The organism is Collimonas silvisoli, from assembly GCF_018305005.1.
Classification (GTDB): Bacteria; Pseudomonadota; Gammaproteobacteria; order Burkholderiales; family Burkholderiaceae_D; genus Collimonas; species Collimonas silvisoli.
This window is the reverse complement of record NZ_JAGQEG010000024.1, coordinates 26,844-48,518: the sequence shown is the minus strand read 5'-3', so window position 1 is coordinate 48,518 and position 21,675 is coordinate 26,844. Positions and strand designations below refer to the sequence as shown.

Annotated in this window: 14 protein-coding genes; 12 read left to right on the top strand and 2 right to left on the bottom strand. The window is 55.2% G+C overall.

Annotated elements, in window-relative coordinates; translation table 11 throughout:
• The first annotated feature begins 152 nt into the window (after positions 1 to 152).
• From KHU33_RS08755 to KHU33_RS08730, 6 genes are all read left to right on the top strand, one after another.
• Entirely contained in the window at positions 153 to 395 is a 243-nt protein-coding gene (locus KHU33_RS08755) for a hypothetical protein (RefSeq protein ID WP_211462458.1), read from the top strand.
• Positions 385 to 579: a hypothetical protein gene (locus tag KHU33_RS08750; protein ID WP_211462457.1), complete on the top strand. Its 195-nt coding sequence runs from the start codon at positions 385 to 387 to the stop codon at positions 577 to 579. The genes KHU33_RS08755 and KHU33_RS08750 overlap by 11 nt, the downstream gene beginning before the upstream one ends.
• Before the next feature lie 216 nt (positions 580 to 795).
• Positions 796 to 1,248: a lytic transglycosylase domain-containing protein gene (locus KHU33_RS08745; RefSeq protein ID WP_211462475.1), complete on the top strand. Its 453-nt coding sequence runs from the start codon at positions 796 to 798 to the stop codon at positions 1,246 to 1,248.
• 26 nt (positions 1,249 to 1,274) lie between these two features.
• Complete coding sequence (locus KHU33_RS08740; protein WP_211462456.1) at positions 1,275 to 2,354, top strand: SET domain-containing protein; 1,080 nt, start codon at positions 1,275 to 1,277, stop codon at positions 2,352 to 2,354.
• 574 nt (positions 2,355 to 2,928) lie between these two features.
• Positions 2,929 to 3,732, top strand: coding sequence for a hypothetical protein (locus KHU33_RS08735; RefSeq protein ID WP_211462455.1), 804 nt, complete (start codon positions 2,929 to 2,931; stop codon positions 3,730 to 3,732).
• Positions 3,733 to 3,865: 133 nt separating this feature from the next.
• Positions 3,866 to 5,209, top strand: coding sequence for a type III effector protein (locus KHU33_RS08730; protein WP_211462454.1), 1,344 nt, complete (start codon positions 3,866 to 3,868; stop codon positions 5,207 to 5,209).
• Positions 5,210 to 5,257: 48 nt separating this feature from the next.
• On the opposite strand, the gene KHU33_RS08725 is transcribed toward KHU33_RS08730, so the two are convergent.
• Complete coding sequence (locus KHU33_RS08725) at positions 5,258 to 6,037, bottom strand: response regulator transcription factor (RefSeq protein ID WP_211462453.1); 780 nt, start codon at positions 6,035 to 6,037, stop codon at positions 5,258 to 5,260.
• Positions 6,038 to 6,757: 720 nt separating this feature from the next.
• Complete coding sequence (locus KHU33_RS08720; RefSeq protein ID WP_211462452.1) at positions 6,758 to 7,282, bottom strand: hypothetical protein; 525 nt, start codon at positions 7,280 to 7,282, stop codon at positions 6,758 to 6,760.
• 1,102 nt (positions 7,283 to 8,384) lie between these two features.
• Here KHU33_RS08720 and KHU33_RS08715 point away from each other — a divergent pair.
• The 6 genes from KHU33_RS08715 (at position 8,385) to KHU33_RS08690 (ending at position 21,658) form a co-directional block, all read left to right on the top strand.
• The gene (locus KHU33_RS08715; protein WP_211462451.1) at positions 8,385 to 10,778 is read left to right on the top strand and encodes a hypothetical protein; all 2,394 of its coding nucleotides are present in this window, start codon (positions 8,385 to 8,387) and stop codon (positions 10,776 to 10,778) included.
• A 56-nt stretch (positions 10,779 to 10,834) separates the two neighbouring features.
• Positions 10,835 to 11,245 carry a CesT family type III secretion system chaperone gene (locus KHU33_RS08710; protein WP_211462450.1) on the top strand — a complete coding sequence of 137 codons (411 nt, stop codon included), beginning with the start codon at positions 10,835 to 10,837 and terminating at the stop codon, positions 11,243 to 11,245.
• Between the two features lie 181 nt (positions 11,246 to 11,426).
• The gene (locus tag KHU33_RS08705; RefSeq protein WP_211462449.1) at positions 11,427 to 12,380 is read left to right on the top strand and encodes an SAM-dependent methyltransferase; all 954 of its coding nucleotides are present in this window, start codon (positions 11,427 to 11,429) and stop codon (positions 12,378 to 12,380) included.
• Between the two features lie 181 nt (positions 12,381 to 12,561).
• Positions 12,562 to 15,651: a sensor histidine kinase gene (locus KHU33_RS08700; RefSeq protein ID WP_230414139.1), complete on the top strand. Its 3,090-nt coding sequence runs from the start codon at positions 12,562 to 12,564 to the stop codon at positions 15,649 to 15,651.
• 171 nt (positions 15,652 to 15,822) lie between these two features.
• Positions 15,823 to 18,093, top strand: a complete 2,271-nt coding sequence (locus tag KHU33_RS08695; RefSeq protein ID WP_211462448.1) for a TonB-dependent receptor — start codon at positions 15,823 to 15,825, stop codon at positions 18,091 to 18,093.
• 646 nt (positions 18,094 to 18,739) lie between these two features.
• Positions 18,740 to 21,658 (top strand): sensor histidine kinase, encoded by a 2,919-nt coding sequence (locus KHU33_RS08690; RefSeq protein WP_230414138.1) that lies wholly within the window; start codon positions 18,740 to 18,742, stop codon positions 21,656 to 21,658.
• Positions 21,659 to 21,675: the final 17 nt, after the last annotated feature.

The window sequence follows — 21,675 nt, the reverse complement described above, 5'->3', positions numbered from 1 at the left end:
CAGGGTTTTTCTCCCTAAGAGAAATGTCGAATATCCGGACAACGCCGGCCAGCATTTTCAGTTTCGTTTTGACATCCCTGCATTCGTGCTTGCGTGCCGGTTGCGGCGTCAATCTGCGATCTTTGAGTTCCTTCTAACTCTTGGAGATTTACATGGGCCACCATTCCGTAAGTAATCATTCGTCACCTGCTACGCACCAAACTGACACTACGCACAAACCTGACGAAACGGGAAATTCTAAAAAAAATAAAAACAAGGATGATGCCAGTACCCAGAATCAGGACGAGCTAAATGCCTTGATAGTTAACTTCGCCATCTCTCTCATGCAGAAATCGATACAGCAAGCGAAAGAGGTAAATGCGGATATTAAGGCAGAGGATTCAGATGCGTTTTGACAGCATCCATTTGAGACCGTATCGCCAGGTTGAGTTCATTTCGATCTTCGACGAGATGACACGGTTCGAATCGGAGCAGCCGAAATGCCGTACCGGCGATGATCGCGTGCTGTTGATTGAACTTAGTCATCGGCCGAGAAATCGGCTGAAAAGCAAGAACGTCGATGGCAGGATCGCCATCTGAGCTGGACCAGCAGGTGACCGGGCGCGATAGCGATCGCGTCAATCTTCGGAATCCGCACGTCGGCCGTGTCGTGCTGCCGAGGAACGCGTCACCTGTTTTTTATGCCCCAATTTCAGTTTTCATCGAAGTACATGACAGCGTAGATCAATCGTGAAAATAAAAAAAAGTTGTGCTGCCTGCCGCATCGGCTGGATCGTCTTATCCGGTCTGGCGTCGATGCTGCTTCCGACTGACGTCGCGCGCGCCGATTGCTTCGACGACGCGGCGCTTTACCATAACGTGAATCCGACCATACTGCGGGCAATCGCCTGGCAAGAATCCCATAACAAGGCCGATGCGATTCATGTCAACGCGAACGGCTCTACCGACTATGGCGTCATGCAGATCAACTCGGTTCATCTTGCCGAACTCGCCAAGTACGGCGTTCATCGGCAGACCTTGCTGCAACCCTGCCAGAATGTTTACATCGCGGCGTGGCATCTGCGACGGATGGTAAGCAAATACGGCAACAGCTGGAAGGCGGTCGGGGCCTATCATTCGGAGCAGCTGCTGGAACGCGACGCCTATGCGCAGCGTATCAAGCGCATCGTCGCCGCCTGGAGCGACATCCCGCAAGCTGCTGCGGATCAACGCCGTGCAGCCGATCAAAAATTAAACGTGAAACCGTAGTTCTAAAAAAGGCAGGGAGAATTGTTATGAGTGCTGTAATTTCAATTAGTGAAAACAGCGTACGCGCATCACGGATCGCGACTGAATGCAGAAAACTGCGTGAATACATCCATCAGCGCCTGAATGACGCCGATGAATTTTCCAACCTGGCGGAACAGCATGAATTTCTCTTCGAAATGGTTCCAGCTCTGCGTGGCGAAATTCAGGGGATACTCTCGCCGGCAATGCGCGCGGCGCTGCAAGCTGCCGGCGTAGACGTCAGTTGGGAGGCGGGCGCCCAGGTTGAAGGAGAATTGACTGACGACGAGAACAGCATCCGCTGCGAAATGATAGACAATTTCAGCGGCAACGCCGAACTTGAGAGAGCTTGCGAAATGTGGTTGCTGGTCCGATACGGGGCATACCGGCTGCTCAAGGAATTCCGTATGTTGCAAGCGCACTGCGCCATCGAGCGTCTGCCGTATTCCCCCGAGCTGGATGGCAGATATCCTTTCCGCGACGCCGAATCCCGGCCTGTGATGATTCGGAAAATATGGCAATCGCAGCCCACCGCGTCGGGGGAAGTATATTCGCCCGAGGCAGTCTGGCCGTCGATTGACCCGCTGGCAACTGCACAGGCGAGAATGGCGCGTTATCATTCGATGATTCAATGCCGGCTCATCGAATCCGGCGACCTGCAGGACCCAAGGGAATCGAGCCTGGTCGGCGAAAGAGGCGTTTTTACGATCCGTCCGGTGCAGAAAGGGGAGTGCGTCGGGGTCTACGGCGGCCGCCTGATGACGCCTGCAATGTATTTCATGCTGCGCTCCGACTCGTTTGCGATTTCATCGATCAGCGGGGGGGCAGTCTCGTTCCTGGATGGCGAAAATATCCTGGCGATGATGAACACTTCCCTCGACTATGACGCATCCGGTCATTGCGTCAGGCAATCGCCCGACGCTTACAATGTCGAGCCGGTTGCTTTTGACGTCGAGTCGGATATCGGCCGAAAATTTTCGATCCGGGCGTTTTTTGCCACCCGCGATATTCCCGCCGGAGTTGAACTCAGATGGAACTATAGATATTCCGATGAGATGGTTCGCCAGGTTTTTGGCAAGCGGCTGTAAGCCAGCCGCACCTTCGTTCAGTGCGGCTTGCCTGCAAACCGGAATGTGCAGGATGATGAAATGGTTTGCCGGCGCCGGCCGGCGCTCAAGAAAATCAGTCCTGTGTTCGCTTGGGGCGACGCTGATTCGCTCGACGGAGTAAGACCGCCTGGTTCGTACGCGAGACTGTCAGCTATCCAAATCGCGTTTTACATGGGAGGCCGGAGTGAACATTAAATTTCCAAGTGATTTTTTCAAAAGCTATTTCAGTCGTGACTCGAACGACACGAAAAACTCCGCGCAAGAGCGACCTCACAGCCGATCCTCAAAATTTTCCGCGGATCCGCGTTTTCCTCCGCGCCGGGAGCCCGCTGGCGCTTCATTCACAGGCGGCCATCCATCGGCTTCGGCCGCAAGTGGCGCACGGCAGGCAAGCCGTAGCGGACCAAGCCCTCAATTTCGGCCGCAAACGCCGCCAACAGGGAGAGCCAGTCACCGTTCGCAAAGTCCGGCCGGCACCTATGCGGGCAGGGGAGCCGGGACGGCGAAAGCTGGAGCAGGAACTCCGGCGCAAAAATTGCTGAGTCAATTCAGCATGCGCGAGCTGGACGCCATGACGGATCAACATTGGCAAAGTGCGCTTGCGATTCTCGGTGTGCCGCACGCTGCGGCGATGTCCGGTGCGCCGCTGGCCAGCAACTGGAAACGATTCCGCAGTGAATTCAACGCGGTCGATGCGGGCAAGATATTGCGCGGCAATACGCAGGCAGTCGTGGAAATTCTGCTGCAGCCGCCCAAATCTCCGCCGGCGAAAAAAATGCTGCATGAATTCAGCATACGCGAGCTGGACGCCATGACTGACAAGCACTGGCAAAGTACGCTTGCGCTGCTCGGTGTGCCGCACGCTGCGGCGATGTCCGGTGCGCCGCTGGCCAGCAACTGGCGACGATTGCGCAGCGAGTTCAATGCGGTCGATGCAGGCAAGCTATTGCTCAGCAATACGCGCGGAGTCTTGGAACTTTTGCTGGAGCCTCCAAAATCTCCGAAAAGCCCGCCTCGGGCCGGTCAGCAAGAGCAGCGAAGCGGAACAGGCACGCAATCTAACACCGCGCGTCCGCCCGCCGACAGGGCAGGCGCGGCGGCGGAAGCAAAGGCCTCGACTTTGCCGCCGATTTCCATCGTCGGCATGGGGAAAGAGTCGGCCCGGCAAGCCCTACAGGAGCGGGGAATGAACATGGAGAAGTTCAAGCAGATGAAATTCGACTTCCATCAGCATGTCAACCATGGCGATGCTCGTAGCGGCCAGTTGCTCAATAAGAAATACGGAGCATATGTCTCGGATGATCTTACTTCTTCCAAAAGCTATGCCTCGTACGCCAGGATGCTGCAAGGTATTTGACAGGCTCTAATATTGTTGACGGACGGTCCGCCGCTATTGGCGGGCGAAGCGGATAAATATACGCGATCGCGCAAGGGTCGCCCGCGCCGCTTCTGAGCAGGCTGTCGAAGAGAGTCAAAGAAGGGAGAGAGAGATGTTGAAACATATCTTTGGCGCGTGCATCGCTCCAAAAACCAGCGATGATGCGGAAATTGAAGTTTCTGCATCACGGACAGAAGGTGCGGCCAATCGCGCCAGGCCGGTTAAGAGTCCGGCGTTGCGTGGATTGCCTTCAGGCAGTCCAAAGCGCGCCGGCAAAGCGCATGCCCGACCTCGCACCGGGCACGTCGCCGCAGCGTCAGGCAGCAAAAACATGGTTCCTGCGAACGGCTTCAAAAGAGAAAACCAGCCGCCAGCCATCTTGAACGAGCTCGACTGGATCCAGGTGTTGCAAAAAGAATTGATGGGCAATAGCGAGATCGATGCGACCGGACGGATACCCATTCCGGCAACAAAGGCACATGTCGCCATCGCCCCGGCTATCGTCGGGCTGTTGGTAGACGGTCGCGGCCAAGAGGTCTCGCCAACCAGGACAGACGGGGTATTTGACCGCTATTTGAGCCGTGAACAAGCGTATCAGCTTGCGCCTGCCGATGCCGGGCCTCTGGCGAGCGTGCAGCATCATTTGTGGCATCCCTCGCCGCAACCGCTGGAACCGTGTGTAGTGACTATCGATGCGCCGACTGCAAGACGTCTTGCCACCGCACGCGCAACCATCGATCTGGTGAAGGCGCTTGTGCCTTTTGGCGCTGGCAATCAAGTGAAGGATGTCGCTCGTACCGGCGGGGAGAGTTATGTCAGAACCGCACTCGCCGAGCGTGCAGGTTCGGCCGCCAGGCGCAATCGTGCGTCAGGCGAAGCTCATTTACCAATGGCCAGGGCGGCATTGAAGTGGCAAGCGGGTTTTTGCGATCACCAGGCCGCGTTGGCCTATGCCGTGCTGGGTTCGCATCCTGACCTGAAGGATGCGCAGATTGATTGCGTTGCCAATACGAGACTGAAGCATACGCTGGTCGTGATTCGCGGCGAGCAGCCGGAACACGACATCGTGGTCGACCCCTGGACAATATTTTCCGTGCCAGGTCTTGTCGCCCATGCCGCCGCCGACCTTGGACGGATTGGCTTGCGTCCCGAGGTGGAACCCAAAAACAAGATCATGTATTCCAAACCCGCCGGGACGCAATTGCCGCAGATTGAACTCGAAAAGCCGGAGTACCAGAGAGATGCGCGCAATCCGTTCACCGTCTACCGAGAGGAAATTTATTTCTCGACCCCCGAGAAAATGATGTATGGGAGTCTGACCGATACGTCGAGTACGGCAGCGATGTTCGATGCAACCTACAACGGCAACCCGAATGTTCGCTACGAACTTGATGACGGCAAAGACAAAGTGATGTTGCGCCTCGACGTTCAGCGAGCAGCGAAGCCACGGCAATAGCGTGCACTGACCAGCCGGGGAAGCTCGCCCGGAGTTGATGCGACCTGATCAGGCTGTCAGGGAGTTACGGACATCGCTACCCTCGCCCTCTGCGCGAACCGCCGACGGAAGTTGTTCTGGAGCGGATTTTTCAGTTTGCCGCAGGTCCGGAGAAATCTCAAGTTTGTAGCCTAGTGCGTACACCGTCCGCAGGCTGGCGCCGGCAGCCGTAGACGATAGGCCCAATTTCTTGCGCAGCTTGTAAATATGCTGTTCCAGCGAGCGCGCTGCAACCTCTTCGGAATTCCCCCAGACGCTGGTAGTGATCTGTGACCGGCTCAGGAATTTTCCCGGATTGGAGAAAAGCAGCCACGCGATAGAGAATTCGCGCGGAGTGAGGCTGACGTCAATGCCGTCGCAGGTAACCATGTCGCTTCCCCGATTCAGTACATAATCGCCAATCTGTATCCTGTCGACACGGGTGCAATGCGCCAGGCGCCGCAGGGCAACGCATACCCGCAGCCCGATCTGGTCAACGTCTATGCGGCTTACGACGTCGTGCGCGCCGGCTTCGATCCAATCCTGCATCACGTTCCATGTCAGGAGCGAGGTCAATATGATCGCCGGTGTATAAAAATCGGCGTTGCAGTTTCGCCATGAAAGCAAGCTGCTGGCGAGTCCGACGCTGCTCTTGGCGTCAAGCAGCACCAGATCATAAGTGATTGTGCGCATCGCACGCAGTATCAGCAGCTCAGTACAGTAAGCGTCTATGGTGATTGAATATTTCTCGAAATATTTCGCCAATTTCTGCGCTAAAACAGAATCGTCAGTCAAAATTGCAAATCGCATGCCTAATCCTCTATCGGAATCACCCTGAAATGAAGGGTGAATGAGCATTTCTGAAATTTTCCGATGCAAGCAAACTGGCATCGGACGCTGGATGATCTATCGAACATCTGTTCCTTTTCTTCGCGCACCACGATCGTTTATTGTGCAAGTCGTGTGCCGGAAAAAATTGTTTTCTCTCAGTGAGTACCATTTCGTGCGAAAGATGATGCATGCAGTGCGAATTTTTTTCCACGCTAGTTATTCAAGCGCCAATTCCCATTCGTATTAATGCGTATTGAATACGCTTGCCGTTTTTGCATAATTGCCAGATTCGAATGCAATTTCAATCAGACCTTCCTGAATTGCAGGTAGGCATTTCCTTCATTGTTGTGTGAATGATTACGGCAACCGGACAGTCGCCCCGATAACGTGAGGGGCTGCGGTATCTCAACCGTCCATCGGCGAGTTGCGCGAAATGAAGAACCGATGATTACTTTCGTTCCAATTTGATGCGGGGCTTATCCCGCTTATTCCGCTTATTCCTTACTCCGCGCAATTTTGCGACTGTGCGCTTGCACAGAATGGTGTTGTGGCATGCGGTTCTTGAAATTATGTGGCAGCCATCCTTGGAAGAACGTGCCGGAAGAAATTTTGTTACTTGCTGATGAAATATTGAATCAAATAAATATGCACACAATGACGTCGACCGGGATCAGAGAGATCGCCGGTCGGGTAGCGGAATTACCGACGTGTGTGAGAAGACAGGATAGGCGGATTGCGTTGTACCAGCGCTAGCAGATTATTGACCAAGGCAGCGGGGACGTTGCCTGCCTGACGAGCAGCGTCAATGACTGCGGGATCCACGTCCCGGTTTCTGGCAATGTCTTGAAGGTGGTCGAGCACTTTGAGCGACTCCATGCCATTCGCACCCTGGAAGACCACGGTCTCAAAGCCGGTCAGCATGTTCGAGGCCGTCTGCAGGACGTCACTACTGACGCCTGCATCGCCCCCACGTGGTTGTTGCGCCGGAGGCAGAGCTGCGTCTGGGTGGCGCGCATAGTAATTGGTGATCTGATTTCGAATTCGACCCAGGCGTCGACGGAAATCGTCGCCACCGCCGGCGCGGATGTCGCCGTCAAGACGACGACGGATCTGGCCCTGCACCTGAATTGCAGCGTTGTGTTGGGCGCTGAGGGCGGGAATACCTCTGGTGACGCCAACCAGCTGATTGATCTCCAGAGCCATGTGCTGGATATCTCGAAGCATCCGCTGCTCCACGTTGCTCGTCGGGGACCTCATTGGCGTTCCGATCGGCGTTCGCGTCGGAGTCATGGGCCGAGACGCCCCGGGCGAGGAGGGCACTGGGCGACGACCTAGTTCATGCAATGGCGATTGACCCGGGGCGGGTGTTGCTGGCCTTTGCCGAGGAGGCGTCATTTGCACGTGATCGTCGTAGGTCGTGGGCGCATGAGAATCGCCAATACCACGCGCGCATAGATTTCCCATCGTCTTTCCTTTCAAACTATAAGGTGTAGGGGAAACCATTAGACAGTATGCGCTTCCAACCCGCGGGTACCAGGCGAATGGACGGGCCGGAATCCGAAGTCAAGGCAGGCGAGCCGGTCTTTGGCAGGGCCGCTACTCAAGCCGCTAACGCATTGCCGGGAGAATCCGGCATCAGCCTGGGTGCGGAGAATCTAAGGAGCACGCTTGATGCCGTGAATAATTTAACCCAAGGTTGGGGTAACCTGCGCCAAGACATCGATGCAGTAAGAGAGGATTCTCACGTTATAAATAGTTCGCCATTCCGGCGCAATCCTTCCTTGCGCTGAGATATGCGTTAGCCCTGTTTGCGGCAGATTTTATGGAACCGGGGCCATTTCGATCTGTGAAAAATTTCGCAAGAACGAACGGTGTTTCGCGGCGCGATAAAAATGGTTATGTCAAAGATGTAATCTGCAATCGTCGAAAAAAAACGAAAACCATTATGCATATCCCTACATCCACGAGCAAACCGGCAGCTGCCGATGATGTGGTATCACATGAGCGATCTGGCGCAGTTGACGAAGCAGATCACCGTTCTGTGCGACGCTCATCGAGCGAGCCAAGCGCTGCGTTGAGAAATCTGGGGCCATTGCGCAATTCGGCCGTAGACGCCACTGGCAGTTCAGCCATGGGGGAATCGGATAGCGCGACGACATCGCAACGACCGAGGCTGTCTGCGAATAGACTAAAACCGCCTGTCGCGATTCGCGCTACGTTCGACCAGGGGCGGGCCGCCGGCGCCCGTTCGAGATCGACAGGCGACTTCGGCGCACCAGAGAGCTCTTGCGCGAGCAATGAAGCGCCTAGGGTGCTTCCGCAACACGTGCAAGATATCGCTTCAAGTTCCCATTCAACCGGCCCGCATGCCGCTATTCACAATGAAGAAATTACTGCGGAAAACGCTTCATCTCGTATAACCCCGCTTGGCGAAGCCGGGAATGCCACTGTGATCGATATGCCGACCGAGCACGAACTGCATCGAGACCTGATGGCGCATAGCAAGGCCTTTATCGATGAGGACCGGATTGTACTGAATCCGGAACATGTCCAGGCATTCGTCGAAACTCGGGCGCAGGCGCTTAAAACCGGTGACTGGACTCAGGCAAAACAGTGCTTTCACACGATGCTGAATCTGGACCAGCATGCTATGGATGCAGGGTTCAGGGAGGGCGGGAAAGCGTATTCCTGGCGCAATGCACCTGCCTCGATACTGTCCCTGCTGCCTACGATTTGCACCTTCAAGGCGCATGGCAAGGCGCCGGTTCCTGCGCGGAACTGGGCAGCGGGCTACTTTGGCAGCGTGATGGCGGCTTCCACGGTCAGCAGCTTGATAAATACCTATACCTTGCTGCATGTAACGCCCTATCAGGATATGGCGTTTCGAAACGCGGCCGATATTGCTCCAGAATTGAATACCCCGACATTCGACAAGATCGAAACGGAATTGAAACAGGTGCTGCAACACGTGAAGGATGAATCTCCAAGACTACAGGAGCTTTTAACACGTTCTGTCGCAGATCCGGAAAATCACGAGCTCAGGGAAGCGGCGAATCACGCTGTAGATGAAGTTGCAAAGACACTTGATCACGCCATCAATCATTACACCACGCGCTGCCAGCTCAACCGTGTCTATTTCGAAGGGCTGCAACGGCAGTCATGTTTGCAGACGCTGAAATTCTACGGCAATCTTTTGGCCGGGTGGGGCGGGTATATTGCGAAGGATCCCCGCGTCGCGGCCGGGATCCAGATAGCGACGTCCCTCTCGCAACTGGTGTTGCAGCGGCTGGTCGCGCCATCGGACGAGGTGGACAAGCAGAATTTGATGATCGATCTGAAAATGCTGACGGCGGATGATCCGAGCAAATTCAAGGAACTCATGCGAACCCCGTTGCAAATACGGGTAAAGACACTGGATCAGATATTCACGGGGCAGGTGCGGGAACTGGAGCAGCAGATTGCAGATACATTGCATATGGGCGCCAACGGACCGAACGACTGGCGGACTCACGTGGCGCTCAAGGATAGAGCGGAATACCCGGCGCGGCTCGCAGCAGTGAGCGATATCAGGAGCGCCGCTTTTGAATCCTTGGGAGGCGCCGCGAAGGCCGAGGTTCAAGCTCTCGAGATCGAATTGGCGTCGGCGATGGTCATTCGGAATTATGAACGTGCGGACGAATTGAATGCGGTCATTGCCGGCAGGTTAAAGATCGATGCCGGCGCTCTCAAGAAACACACCAGCCTTCAGGCTCAGGCGAACAAGTTCCCGCCATTGAGCAATGAGGAAAAACAGCAACTGGAACAATTGAGCAATAAGATCGAGACGGCGTCCAGCAATCTGCCGGATGGCCAGAAGAGCAAGTTGGATACACTGGTCTCTGCCTGGGAGTCGACCCGCCATGATCCTCAGCACGTACGCGAGGGACGGTTTACAGAGGTTTCTGACTACAACGACAACAAACGTACCGTCCATGATGGCATGCAAGTCACGGAACACTCGAAATTGCTCGAACTCTCACCGGAATTCAAAGTGGGATTCGTCAAGGCCGGCAACACACGCAGCGGCTTGCCGGATGAGGTCTCGGCGACTTACGGTGCAGCCTCCTGGCGAGCATTCCAATTAGGGGTCGCAGGCATAAACGGGTCATTGATGATCAATTCCTTGCTGGGCTTGGTCAGTGCTCAGAAAAAGACCTACGACCCGACCTACCATGAACCTCTTTGGGAACGCTACCTCTCCCTGGGCGTCACCATGAGCGCGGTGCTGGTCAATGTTGCTGCCGCATATCAGGTTGCGAACGCCAAAACCAAGCCGCTGGGTAAATTGTGGGGGCAGGTCGCTTCCGGACCGACATCGTCCATATCGGAAACCGTCTATCAAAACAATAAACTGGACGAGCGGCGCAAAATTCGTGAAGCGACAGCAAAGGGAGCATATCCCTACGTCGGCGTCAGCATTAAATCGCTCTCCACTTATTGCCTGGACGCGCTGAAGCTGGGTTTCAAGGGAATGGCCTTTATGCCGCGGGATGGAATTTCTGCCTCAAAGGCGAGGGCAGCGTTCGAGAAAGCCGAGGGCAAGCAGAAAGAGCTGGTGCAGATGAAAAATGGAAGGGCGCAAGCTGATCATGCTTTGAATATCGCCGCTGACACGAGCGGGCAACACGTTGCGCATGATATCCGCGAATCGCCGCTGCCGCTGATTCCAAAACCGCGCTGAAGCCGGATTGTATTCATGGAGGTCGATGACTTCCTACAAAAGAACTGGAGAAATATATGGCATCAGAAAATTATCGGAAACTGATAGATGAAATATGTGCGATCGCGAAAATCGCGGATCCGAAGCTGTTTTATACGACTGCCGATCTGACCGTCGATGGCGTCAATTTCACTTTGATTGACGGTAGCACTGAACAAGAAGAAGGCCTGGCCATGTACTGCGATTTTGGTGCGCTGCCGGCAAAAAATCGTGCCGATGTACTGGAACGGCTATTGGAAATAAATTTGACGATGCATGGTGTAAATACACCAGTATTTACGATTAACTTCGAAACCCGTCATGTTCTGTTGGCGCGGCGCATTCCTATCGGACAGATATCGGCGCTTGATCTGATGAATACCTTGTCAGAGCATGCGGCGCATTCCAAGGACTGGCGCAAGACTTACTATCTGAATGAAGCCAGATAACCAATGCCGGCAAATCGCAACACCTGACTTAAATCAGTAACTTGGATTCGCCGTCTTGGCGCCGGCGTTCGCGGAGCCTGGTGATGCAAAAGAAGCAAAGGCTTGTGTTGAAACGGCAGTGCGAGCTGAAAGCGTTCTTCTATAATTTTTTTCGGTAGTAATCGTGTCCTATGAGGGAAGAATGAAGAATGCAAATGCTCCCGTGGCCGACGCCACAAGCCGCCATCAGCTGATTTCTCACGGCGTTGATCCACAGAATGGCTACGGCGATTTGCTGGAGTCCATCAGGTCAAGGCTAAGCTTGGCGGGGGACCTTCCTGGCGTCACGGTTGAGCAGCAAATTCGCTTGCTTGATGAATTATCCGCTTTCGAACTCGGTCGGTTTTTGCTGGAGAATCGTGGCCTGAACGCATACTGGACGCACCAATTGGTGACCTACCGTCAAGGACAGGCGTCGACAGACTCAGTGTCCGATATGGAACACCGGATATTTGAGAAGTTGCCGACAGTGCTGGCAACCCGAGAACGTTTTGGAATTTTCCGGCAGCAACTGCAAGCTTTGCTCAGTCCAGGGCTTGTTCTGGCATCAATCCCCTGCGGCTTGATGGGAGAATTGCTGCTGCTCGACTATGACCAGCAGCCAGATATCACGCTGGTGGGCATAGATCTGGATCAACATGCTTTGAACGGCGCGTTGGAACTGGCACGAGAACGCGGGTTAGCCGACCGTCTGTCGCTTCGTTGCGAGGACGCATGGACTCCGAGTCTGCAAGGCGAGATCGACGTGCTGACGAGTAACGGCCTCAATATCTATGAACCGGACAATACCCGTGTAACGGTGCTGTACCGTTCGTTCTTCGACATGCTGAAACCGGGTGGCACGCTGGTCACCAGTTTCCTGACGCCGCCGCCCAGCCTGTCCGCGGAATCTCCGTGGAATATGGCGGAAATCGACCAGGAGTCGTTATCGCTTCAGCATCTTCTGTTTGTACGCGTCATCGAGGTGAAATGGAGCGCATTTCGTACCCATGCACAGACCATGGCGCAACTCGTTGATGCCGGTTTTGCCGATATTCGGTTCATTGATGATCGCGGCTGCATGTTTCCAACGGTCGTCGCGCGGAAGCCGTTCTGATGAATGGTGAGAAGGCCGGCTGAGATCATGGCGCTGTCCGCAATGAGGTGCAAGGAAATCCCTATGCAGAAATAGGAATATCCTGATTTTCATCAATGGGAATTTGTTTGACCATTCTCTTCAATGTGGCCGTTGTTTGCGGAGAAGCCGACGGGGTCGCAACTCGCCACGGCAGCCTGGCTTGACGCTTGCTTTATCGCATTGGCCGCTTCTGTGCTTTGGACGAAATAAATATCAGCCCACCCTGGAGAGAGATAACAGGGAATCCGGAGTTGTGATGGTCTTGCGTTTTCGCCCTCAAATTTTCATACTGCTCTGGCTGCTTTCCTTCCCGTTGCTGGCAATCTGCCAGCAACTGCCTTTACGCTATTACAAACAAGTGGATGGCTTGGGAAATCTGGCCGTTAACGCTCTTGTGCAGGAGAGAAGCGGCTATATCTGGATCGGCACGGAAAACGGCCTGTTCCGCTACGACGGCGCGCGCTTCGAACGTTTTGAACTGGGCGATGGCGTTGCCGCGCCTAATATCTCCGCATTGCATGTGGATGCGGATGGCCATTTATGGGCCGGCACGTCAAACGGGTTGCATCAGTTGCAGGGGCAACGCTTCGTTCTCATCCAATTTCAAAACACTAAGCTCACGTTTGACAAGGGGCAGGTTTTTGCCTCCCTTGGATCGCATCGTTTTCTGGCGCTAAGCCAGGACCAGTTGTGGCTGGTGAAATCGGCGGACCAGGGAGTGACATGGCAGGCACAGCCATTTTTTAGCGCCGAGCAACTATCGCAGCATCCGGAAATGCGTTCCCTTCGCAGTATTCATGTTGGCTCGAAGGGTGACTTGTGGATCGGTTGCAGCCAATCGCTTTGTCATTATGATCAAGGTAAGCTGGTTGTCTTGGGGAAGAAGGAAGGCCTGCCTGCCGAGCGTTGGGTGGCCATGCTGCATGATCGGCAGGGGACGTTGTGGCTGCGCGGCGAGCGCCATGTATTTGCGTTGCCGGCGGACGCGAATAGCTTCCTGGATCGCTCTCCGGCGCAGGACGAACAGAAAAAGGCGGGGCATGTCCCGCTCCTTGTAGCGGATGCCCGCGGCAGGATTCTAAGCCAGCAGGATAGCGGCATCATTCGATGGCAAGGCAATAGCTGGGAATCCTTTACCGAATCGAATGGCTTGACGATAGGCGGAGGAATCAACTCGATCCTGGTCGACCGGGATGACGGAGTGTGGCTTGGATCCTTCGGTCATGGCTTGATTCATTGGCTGGGTTATCCAAACTGGGAGAACTGGACGTCAGCGCAGGGCTTACCCAACAATGTCGTATGGTCTTTTCTGCGTGATCAGGAAGGTTTTCTCCATGTCGGCACGGCTTCCGGATCCGCGGTGCTACAGAAAACCGACCGTTTTTCCATTTTTCCGGGGCGCTATGGCGACCGGTCCCACCAATGGGACAGCATGGTCCAGGATAGTCAAGGCCGTATCTGGGCAGGCTCGATTTCCGGATTTCTGGTTCGCCGCGATCCCGGAGCAAAGCAGGACGTCCTCGTCGCCAAGCTCCCCAAGATCGTTAGATTGTTCTTTGATCGTTCGGGGCAACTCTGGATAATTACCCGGCGTGGGCTCTATGTCATCAAGCATGCCGATGCGAACGCCGTGCCGTTGCAAGTAACAGAATTTTCGTCAATGACAGGAAGTAAGGACATCCGTTTTTCTCATGGATGTCAAAGTAAATCCGGAGCACTCTGGTTTGTTTCCAGTAAAGGGGTGCTGCGTTTTGACGGTGGAGCTTGGCACAAGCTTAGACTGAGCCCGGTAGCTCCTGTTGCCAGGTTGGAATCCATCGTCTGCTCGGGCAATGGCGAGTTGTGGTTCAGTACCGGAGGCGGCGGGCTTTGGCGTGCCAGGGAGCAGGGCAATACGGACGATGCGCTGGAGATAAGCGACGCGACCCCGTCGCCGTTGCTAAACCAGGCAGTGATGTCATTGCTTGAAGACCGGCGCGGCTGGCTGTGGCTAGCTACCGATAACGGCATCGCTGTCTGGAATCGCGCGCAATGGCGATTTTTCAATCAGGAAAGCGGCATGGTCTGGAACGACAGCAATCAGTACGCTTTGTATGAAGATAGCGATGGTTCGATTTGGGTGGGAACCAGCAATGGCGCCTCCCATATTTTGTGCCCTGAATCGCTTTTTGCTCCGGTACACCTGGAAGTGCAGGTGGGAGGCATGACCGGTGACGGTCAGGTGCTTCCCACTGATAAACCCATTCGCCTGCCATGGACGACCGGTCCGCTCAACTTCAAGCTGGCGGTACTTTCGTATCAGAACCGCGAGGCAGTCCAATTTCGTTACCGATTGAAGGGGCTGGAGCGGGACTGGTCGAAGACTGCCATCCCTGAAGTCCGTTACTCGGCTTTACCGCCGGGACACTATAGCCTCCAGGTGGCCGCCGATAATGTCGCCATGCAGGCGTTTTCTCCGACGGCTGAGGTCGGGATCGTGATTCTCCCCCCTTGGTGGAAGACCACGACAATCTATGTCGCCTGTGGCGTCTTTCTTCTTCTGCTGCTGTTTTTGATAGAGCGCCATCGTGGCCGCAGACTGCTCGCCAGGCAGCAGTTGAAGGCGCAATTGGAGCGTGAACGCGCTTATGAGCTTGAATTGTCGAGGGAAGAGGAGCGCAAGCGCCTGACGCGCGAAATTCACGATGAACTAGGTCAATATTTGTCAGCGCTGCGCATGGGGGTTTCAGTGGTAGGCATGGAGTTTGGAGAGAAAAATCCGTCGCTGCAAGGAAAAATACAGCGCCTGGTATCGCTGGTCGACGGCACCATCAAGGTCGTTCGCAACATCGTCTCCGCGTTACGTCCGGGGGCGCTGGATATGGGGATAGTGTCGGCGCTGGAATGGCTGGTGGAGGAATTTTCGGAAAACACCGGTGTTCCATGTACTTTGCGGGTCTGTGAGCAAACAATCACCCTGGATGAGAAACGAGCGACGACCATTTTCCGGATTGTGCAGGAGTCCCTGACCAATATCGGCCGTCATGCGGAAGCGAGCCAGGTGGAAATCCGGCTGAAGAGAAAAGATCAGCATTATCTGCTGGAGGTGTGCGACAACGGCAAGGGGTTTGATCCTGCTTTGCGCAAAAAGAAGTCATTCGGCCTGGTCGGCATCCGCGAGCGGGCCTCCATGCTCGGGGGCGAGATTGTCATCGTCAGCGTGCCCAATGTCGGCACCACAATCAAGGTATTTATCCCGATTAGCGGCTGAATGTTCGCCCGAGAGTTGCTTCATGCGCCGTATGGATGGGACTATTTTTTATGCATTCATCTGGTGCGTACCTCTACGGCGCGAAACTTGCATGCGAACAGGTTATTTCCACCGCGGATGCCGTTTGATGTTGCGGTGATCGGACAACCTTAATCTGAAACTGGAGTAATCATGCGAGAACTTGCAGCAAAGCGTTTTTCCGTCAAATTCAGCCTGGTGGCAGGACTGTTCGCACCGGGCATCGGTGTCTATGCCCAGACCAATCCGGCAGCGCCCGCTCAGGCGCCCGCTGCGGGACAATTGCAATCGGTGACCGTCACCGCCGAGCGTCGCGAGGAAAACATCAAGAATGTCCCCGTGTCCGCATCGATCATCGGCGATGAAGCGCTCAATGTGCTCAATTCCGGCGGTCAGGATATGCAAATGCTGGCGGGCCGGGTACCGAGCCTGAATGTCGAATCCTCTCTCGGAAGAGCATTTCCGCGGTTTTATATTCGTGGCTACGGCAACGTCGATTTCCATCAGAATGCTTCGCAGCCGGTGTCGCTGGTGTATGACGACATCGTTCTCGAAAGCCCTGTACTTAAAGGTTTTCCGGCGTTCGACCTGGATCGCATTGAAGTGCTGCGCGGCCCGCAGGGCTCGCTATTCGGGCGCAACACGCCAGCCGGCGTGGTCAAGTTCGATTCGGTCAAGCCGTCTTTCAAGCAGGAGGGATATGTCAGCGTCTCCGATGCCAGCTACAACACGGCCAATCTGGAGGCCGCCGTCAACCTGCCCATCAACGGCGAGCTGGCGGCGCGCATTTCCGTGCTCGACCAGCATCGCGACGACTGGGTCGGCAATTCCCATACCGGAAAAGCCGATCAATATGGCGGCTACAATGACAACGCGGCCAGGCTGCAGCTGCTCTACAAGCCCAATGCCGATTTCAGCGCCCTGGCCAATCTGCATGAGCGCACGATGAACGGCAGCGCATCGCTGTTCCGCGCAAATATCATTCAAAAGGGCACGGATAACCTGATTCCCGGCTTCGACAAGAACAATATCGCGACGGATGGCCAGAACGGCCAGCATCTCGATAATTACGGCGGCAGCTTGCGTCTGCAATGGAAACTGGGGGATTACACCCTGCATTCGACCACCGGCTACGAGACCGTGCGCATGTTCAGCCGCGGCGACGTCGATGGCGGTTATGGCGCGGTATTCGCACCGCCGTCCGGTCCGGGCTTGATTCCTTTTCCGGTCGAATCTGCCGACGGCACCTCTGGCCATCATCAATTCACGCAGGAATTCCGTCTGGAGTCTGACCGCAAGCAGAAGCTGAGCTGGCAGTCCGGCCTTTTTTTCTTCGACGAGAAATATAAGGTCGACAGCTACAGCTACAACTCTCTGGCCAACGGCGTGCTTACCGGCGATGTCAAGTCGCAGCAGAAAAACGATGCCTTGGCGGTGTTCGGATCGCTCAACTATGCATTGAGCGATCGCATCGACCTGCGCGCCGGCCTGCGCTATACCCACGACAAGAAGGATTTGGAAACGGCCGCCGTCAACAAGCCTGACGGCAGCTCCGACCTTGACAAATCGAACGGGCTGAGTGCGTCGACCAGCGTTTCGAAAATCAACTGGGACCTGAGCGGTGTCTACAAGCTGAGCGACACAACCAATCTCTATTCCCGCATCGCCACCGGTTTCCGCGGCGCTACCATCCAGCCGGCCGGCTCCTTCAATCCGATGTCGGTCGCCAATCCGGAAACGGTCACGTCGTACGAAGTCGGATTCAAGTCCGACCTGTTTGACCGGCGCGCGCGCCTTAACTTCGACATCTACAATTACGACGTCAAGAACCAGCAGCTGAGCGCCGTGGGAGGCACCTCCAACTCGACCATTCTTCTCAATGCCAAGAAGAGCGTGGGACGGGGAGCGGAGCTGGACCTCGAAACCTATCTGACGGAAAATTTGCTGATGACGCTCGGCGGCAGCTATAACTTCACCAAGATCGAAGATAAGGATCTTACCGTCGGCGCATGTGCGGCCTGTACCATACAGAACCCGACCTTCGTGAATGCCGCCGGCGCCACCCTGGTGCGCATCGACGGCAATCCTCTGCCGCAAGCGCCACGCTGGGTCGCCAACTTCACTTTGCGTTACGGATTGCCATACAAGAACGGTGAATTCTTCGCCTACACCGATTGGGTATATCGCAGCGCAGTCAACTTCACGCTCTACCGTTCCGCCGAATATGTCGGCAAGCCTTTGCTAACCGGCGGCCTGCGCCTCGGTTACAAGTGGGACCATGAGCGTTACGAACTAGCGCTGTTTGGCCGCAACATCACCAATCGCGTGCAATTGATCGGCGGCCTCGATTTCAATAACCTGACAGGCTTTGTCAACGACACCAATCCGCGGATCTTCGGCCTGCAGTTCACCACTCGCTTTTAATGCTGTAAGAAACGCGATTGACTTATGTCAAGGCCGTGCGAACTGTTGCAGCAATGTCCATGGGACCGGTGTTGGTAAGACGATACCGTTGCCAAATAAGCAGATGGCCGCAGCGCCATCTGTTGATCGGATATGTTTTTTCCATTTGATCCAGATACCTTTATTGCCCCCTTTCTTTAAACAACCTTCATGGCGCATCGCGAAGTTGGATTCCCAACATCGAAGCAAACAGCAGTGCAATAAATGCCAGCCTCTAACGCCACGTGACGTCCGGGCGTAAATCGACTGCGTCATCGTGACGCAAAATGACGCATTCCGGACCGTAACTGTCGGGTCCATGCATGCATCTAAAACCGGCCATTTTCTGGTGTGACCCATGCGACTGGGCCAGACCGGGTAAAGATGAGCGGGAAAAATTAGCTTTTCGACCTTCTTCCTTGGAATGGTATGGAGTTTGCTTGCTGTGCTTCACTGCACCTGCCAGAAAAAATCGAACGAACGCCAACGAGATGCCATACAGCGACGATGTTTCCTAAGAATGTCAGAACAATCTGAAATAATGAAGGCGCTGCGCTGTTGGCTGAGAGTTATCGTATTTCTGTGCCAAATCTCTCTCCCGATATCAGGAATTTGCCAGCAATTGCCATTGCACTACTACAACCAAGAGGATGGACTACGCAATCTCGGGGTTACCGCTCTCGCGCGGCAAGCGAACGGCTATGTCTGGGTCGGCACGGAAAACGGCTTGTTCCGCTATGACGGTGCGCGCTTTCAGCGGCTTGACATAAGCGACGAGACTGACGCCCTTTATATCGCCGCGCTGCATGTCGATGCGAGCGACCGCTTGTGGATCGGGACATTGAAAGGCTTGTATCAGTTGCAGGGCCAACGGCTCGCGCCCATGCGCTTTAACAATGCGGAGCTTGCTTTTCATTGGGGCCAGGTTTTTGCACAGCTTGGCCCGGACCGTCTGTTGGCGTTAAGCCACGACAGCATATGGCAGATCATGTCTGCGGACGGCGGAGCGACCTGGCAGGCGCAACCGTTTTTCAGCGCGGAGCAGTTGCTGCAGCATCCGGAGATGCAAGCCCTTCACAGTCTGCATGTCGGGCCGAAGGGGGATTTGTGGATGGGATGCGACCATTCGCTATGCCATTACGAGCAAGGCAAGCTAGTCGTCCTCGGCAAAAAAAACGGCCTGCCCGCCAAGAAATGGATGGCCATGCTGCACGACCGCCAAGGGACATTGTGGCTACGCGGTGAAAAACAGGTATTTGCATTGCCTGCCGACACCAGACTGTTCCTGAATCGCTCGCCACCGCAGGACGAGCAAAAGAAACAAGAACGCGTTCCTCTTCTCGCCGAGGACCACAACGGCATGATTTTGAGCCAGCAAGATAGCGGCCTGATTCGCTGGGATGGCCGGAACTGGCAATCCTTCGCCGAAGGCAATGGACTGACCGTGGGCGACGGCATCAGCGCCATCCTGCAGGGGGGGAACAATGGCCTCTGGCTAGGATCCGCCGGACATGGCCTGATTCATTGGCTTGGCTACCCCGACTGGGAAAACTGGACCTCGCGGCAAGGATTGCCTCACAACGTCGTATGGTCTTTTTTGCGCGATCGGGCTGGCCGGTTTCATGTCGGCACTCGCTCCGGATCGGCTGTACTGCAGAAAACGGGCGGCTTCGCCACGTTGCAAGGCCGCTACGGCGGCAGTTCACACGAGTGGATCGGCATGATCGAAGATGGCAAAGGGCGTGCCTGGGCCACCACACTTTCAGGAACTCTGGTGCGGCGAGAGCCTGGCGCCACGCAAGACACGGTGATCGCCAAACTGCCCGTGAGCAATGGCATGTTCTTCGACAGATCCGGACAGCTGTGGCTGAACACTCAGCGTGGACTGTATGTCATCAGGCAACCTGATGTCAGCAGCTTGCCGTTGCAGGTGAAGGAAATATCGTCGGTGACCGGAGCCAAAGACGTCAATGTTTTCCACGGCTGCCAAAGCGCTTCCGGCGTGCTGTGGTTCGTCTCCGACAAAGGCCTGCTGCGGTTCGATGGCAAGGAATGGAGCAATCCCCGCTTTGCCGGAAACCGCCCTCCTCGCGGAGAGCTGAATACCGTTGCCTGTTCGAGCAAGGGCAATTTATGGCTGGCTAGCCTGGACGCAGGACTTTGGCGTGCTACGGAACAGGATGGCACGTTGGCGATCCATGACATTACCCCGCCGCAGCTGCAAAGGCAAAGCGTTCTGGCGCTGCTTGAGGATAGCCGCGGTTGGCTGTGGGTCTCCAGCGACGCCGGAGTCGCTGTATGGAATCGCAATCAATGGCGGTTTTTTAATCAGCAAAGCGGCATGGTCTGGAGCGACAGCAATACCGACGCCCTGTATGAAGATAGCGATGGTTCGATATGGGTAGGAACCAGCAATGGCGCTTCACATATTCTGCGGCCGGAATCCCTGTTTTTACCGCTTTCCCTGAACGTATTGGTGGAAAGCATCACCGGCGACGGCCGGCAACTGCCCTCGGACAAGCCGGTTCGTTTGCCATGGACATCCGGAGCGCTGAATTTCAGATTCGCAGCGCTTTCGTTTCAGAATCATGAGGCAATCGAATTTCATTATCGAATGCAAGGTCTGGAGCAGGCGTGGTCGCAGACCGCCACGCCTGAGGTACGCTACTCGGCTTTGCCGCCCGGCCGTTATCGTTTTCAAGTTACGGCAGAGAACGTTGCCATGCAGGCGTCTTCACCGGCGGTGGAAATTGAAATCGTGATTCTTGCGCCTTGGTGGCAGACCACGTTTTTCTATTATGTTTGCGCTGCACTTTTGTTGCTGGTGCCATTCTTGCTGCAGCGTAATCGTATCCGCCGATTGCTCGCTCGGCAGCGCTTGAAGGAACGATTGGCGCGTGAGCGCGCTTATGAACTCGAACAGTCGCGAGAAGAGGAGCGCAAGCATCTGACGCGCGAAATTCACGATGAACTTGGCCAATACCTGTCGGCAATGCGCATGGGGGTTTCGGTGATCGGTATCGAGTTCGGGGAGAACAATCCGGCACTGCAAGGAAAAGTCCAACGGCAAGTGTCGCTGGTCGACAGCACCATCAAGATAGTACGTAACATTGTTTCTGCGCTACGTCCGGGGGCGCTGGATATGGGGATGGTGCCAGCGTTGGAATGGCTGGCGAATGAATTTTCGGAAAACACCGGTATTCCATGCACTTTGCAGATCGATGAAAAAACAATCGTCCTGGACGAGAAACGCGCGACAACTTTTTTTCGCATTGTGCAGGAATCCCTGACCAATATCGGTCGTCATGCACAAGCCAGCCAGGTGGAAATCCGGTTGCATAGAAAAGATGCGCAATATCTGCTGGAAGTGCGCGACAACGGCAGGGGGTTCGATCCTCTCCTGCGCAAGAAAAAATCATTCGGCCTGACCGGCATCCGGGAGCGGGCTTTTATGCTCGGCGGCAGTGTCGACATCGTCAGCGTACCGGGTGCCGGCACCACTATCCGGGTTCAGATTCCGGTCGAAGATGCCGGGAAGGCCAAATGAACGGAGTTCGCTGCCAG

Excerpts from the sequence above, each read along its gene's own strand:
- KHU33_RS08710 (WP_211462450.1), top strand. The coding sequence starts at position 10,835 with ATGGCATCAGAAAATTATCGGAAACTGATAGATGAAATATGTGCGATC.
- KHU33_RS08725 (WP_211462453.1), bottom strand. The coding sequence starts at position 6,037 with ATGCGATTTGCAATTTTGACTGACGATTCTGTTTTAGCGCAGAAATTG.
- KHU33_RS08730 (WP_211462454.1), top strand. The coding sequence starts at position 3,866 with ATGTTGAAACATATCTTTGGCGCGTGCATCGCTCCAAAAACCAGCGAT.
- KHU33_RS08750 (WP_211462457.1), top strand. The coding sequence starts at position 385 with ATGCGTTTTGACAGCATCCATTTGAGACCGTATCGCCAGGTTGAGTTC.
- KHU33_RS08740 (WP_211462456.1), top strand. The coding sequence starts at position 1,275 with ATGAGTGCTGTAATTTCAATTAGTGAAAACAGCGTACGCGCATCACGG.
- KHU33_RS08705 (WP_211462449.1), top strand. The coding sequence starts at position 11,427 with ATGAAGAATGCAAATGCTCCCGTGGCCGACGCCACAAGCCGCCATCAG.
- KHU33_RS08695 (WP_211462448.1), top strand. The coding sequence starts at position 15,823 with ATGCGAGAACTTGCAGCAAAGCGTTTTTCCGTCAAATTCAGCCTGGTG.
- KHU33_RS08755 (WP_211462458.1), top strand. The coding sequence starts at position 153 with ATGGGCCACCATTCCGTAAGTAATCATTCGTCACCTGCTACGCACCAA.
- KHU33_RS08735 (WP_211462455.1), top strand. The coding sequence starts at position 2,929 with ATGCGCGAGCTGGACGCCATGACGGATCAACATTGGCAAAGTGCGCTT.
- KHU33_RS08720 (WP_211462452.1), bottom strand. The coding sequence starts at position 7,282 with ATGCTTCGAGATATCCAGCACATGGCTCTGGAGATCAATCAGCTGGTT.
- KHU33_RS08745 (WP_211462475.1), top strand. The coding sequence starts at position 796 with ATGCTGCTTCCGACTGACGTCGCGCGCGCCGATTGCTTCGACGACGCG.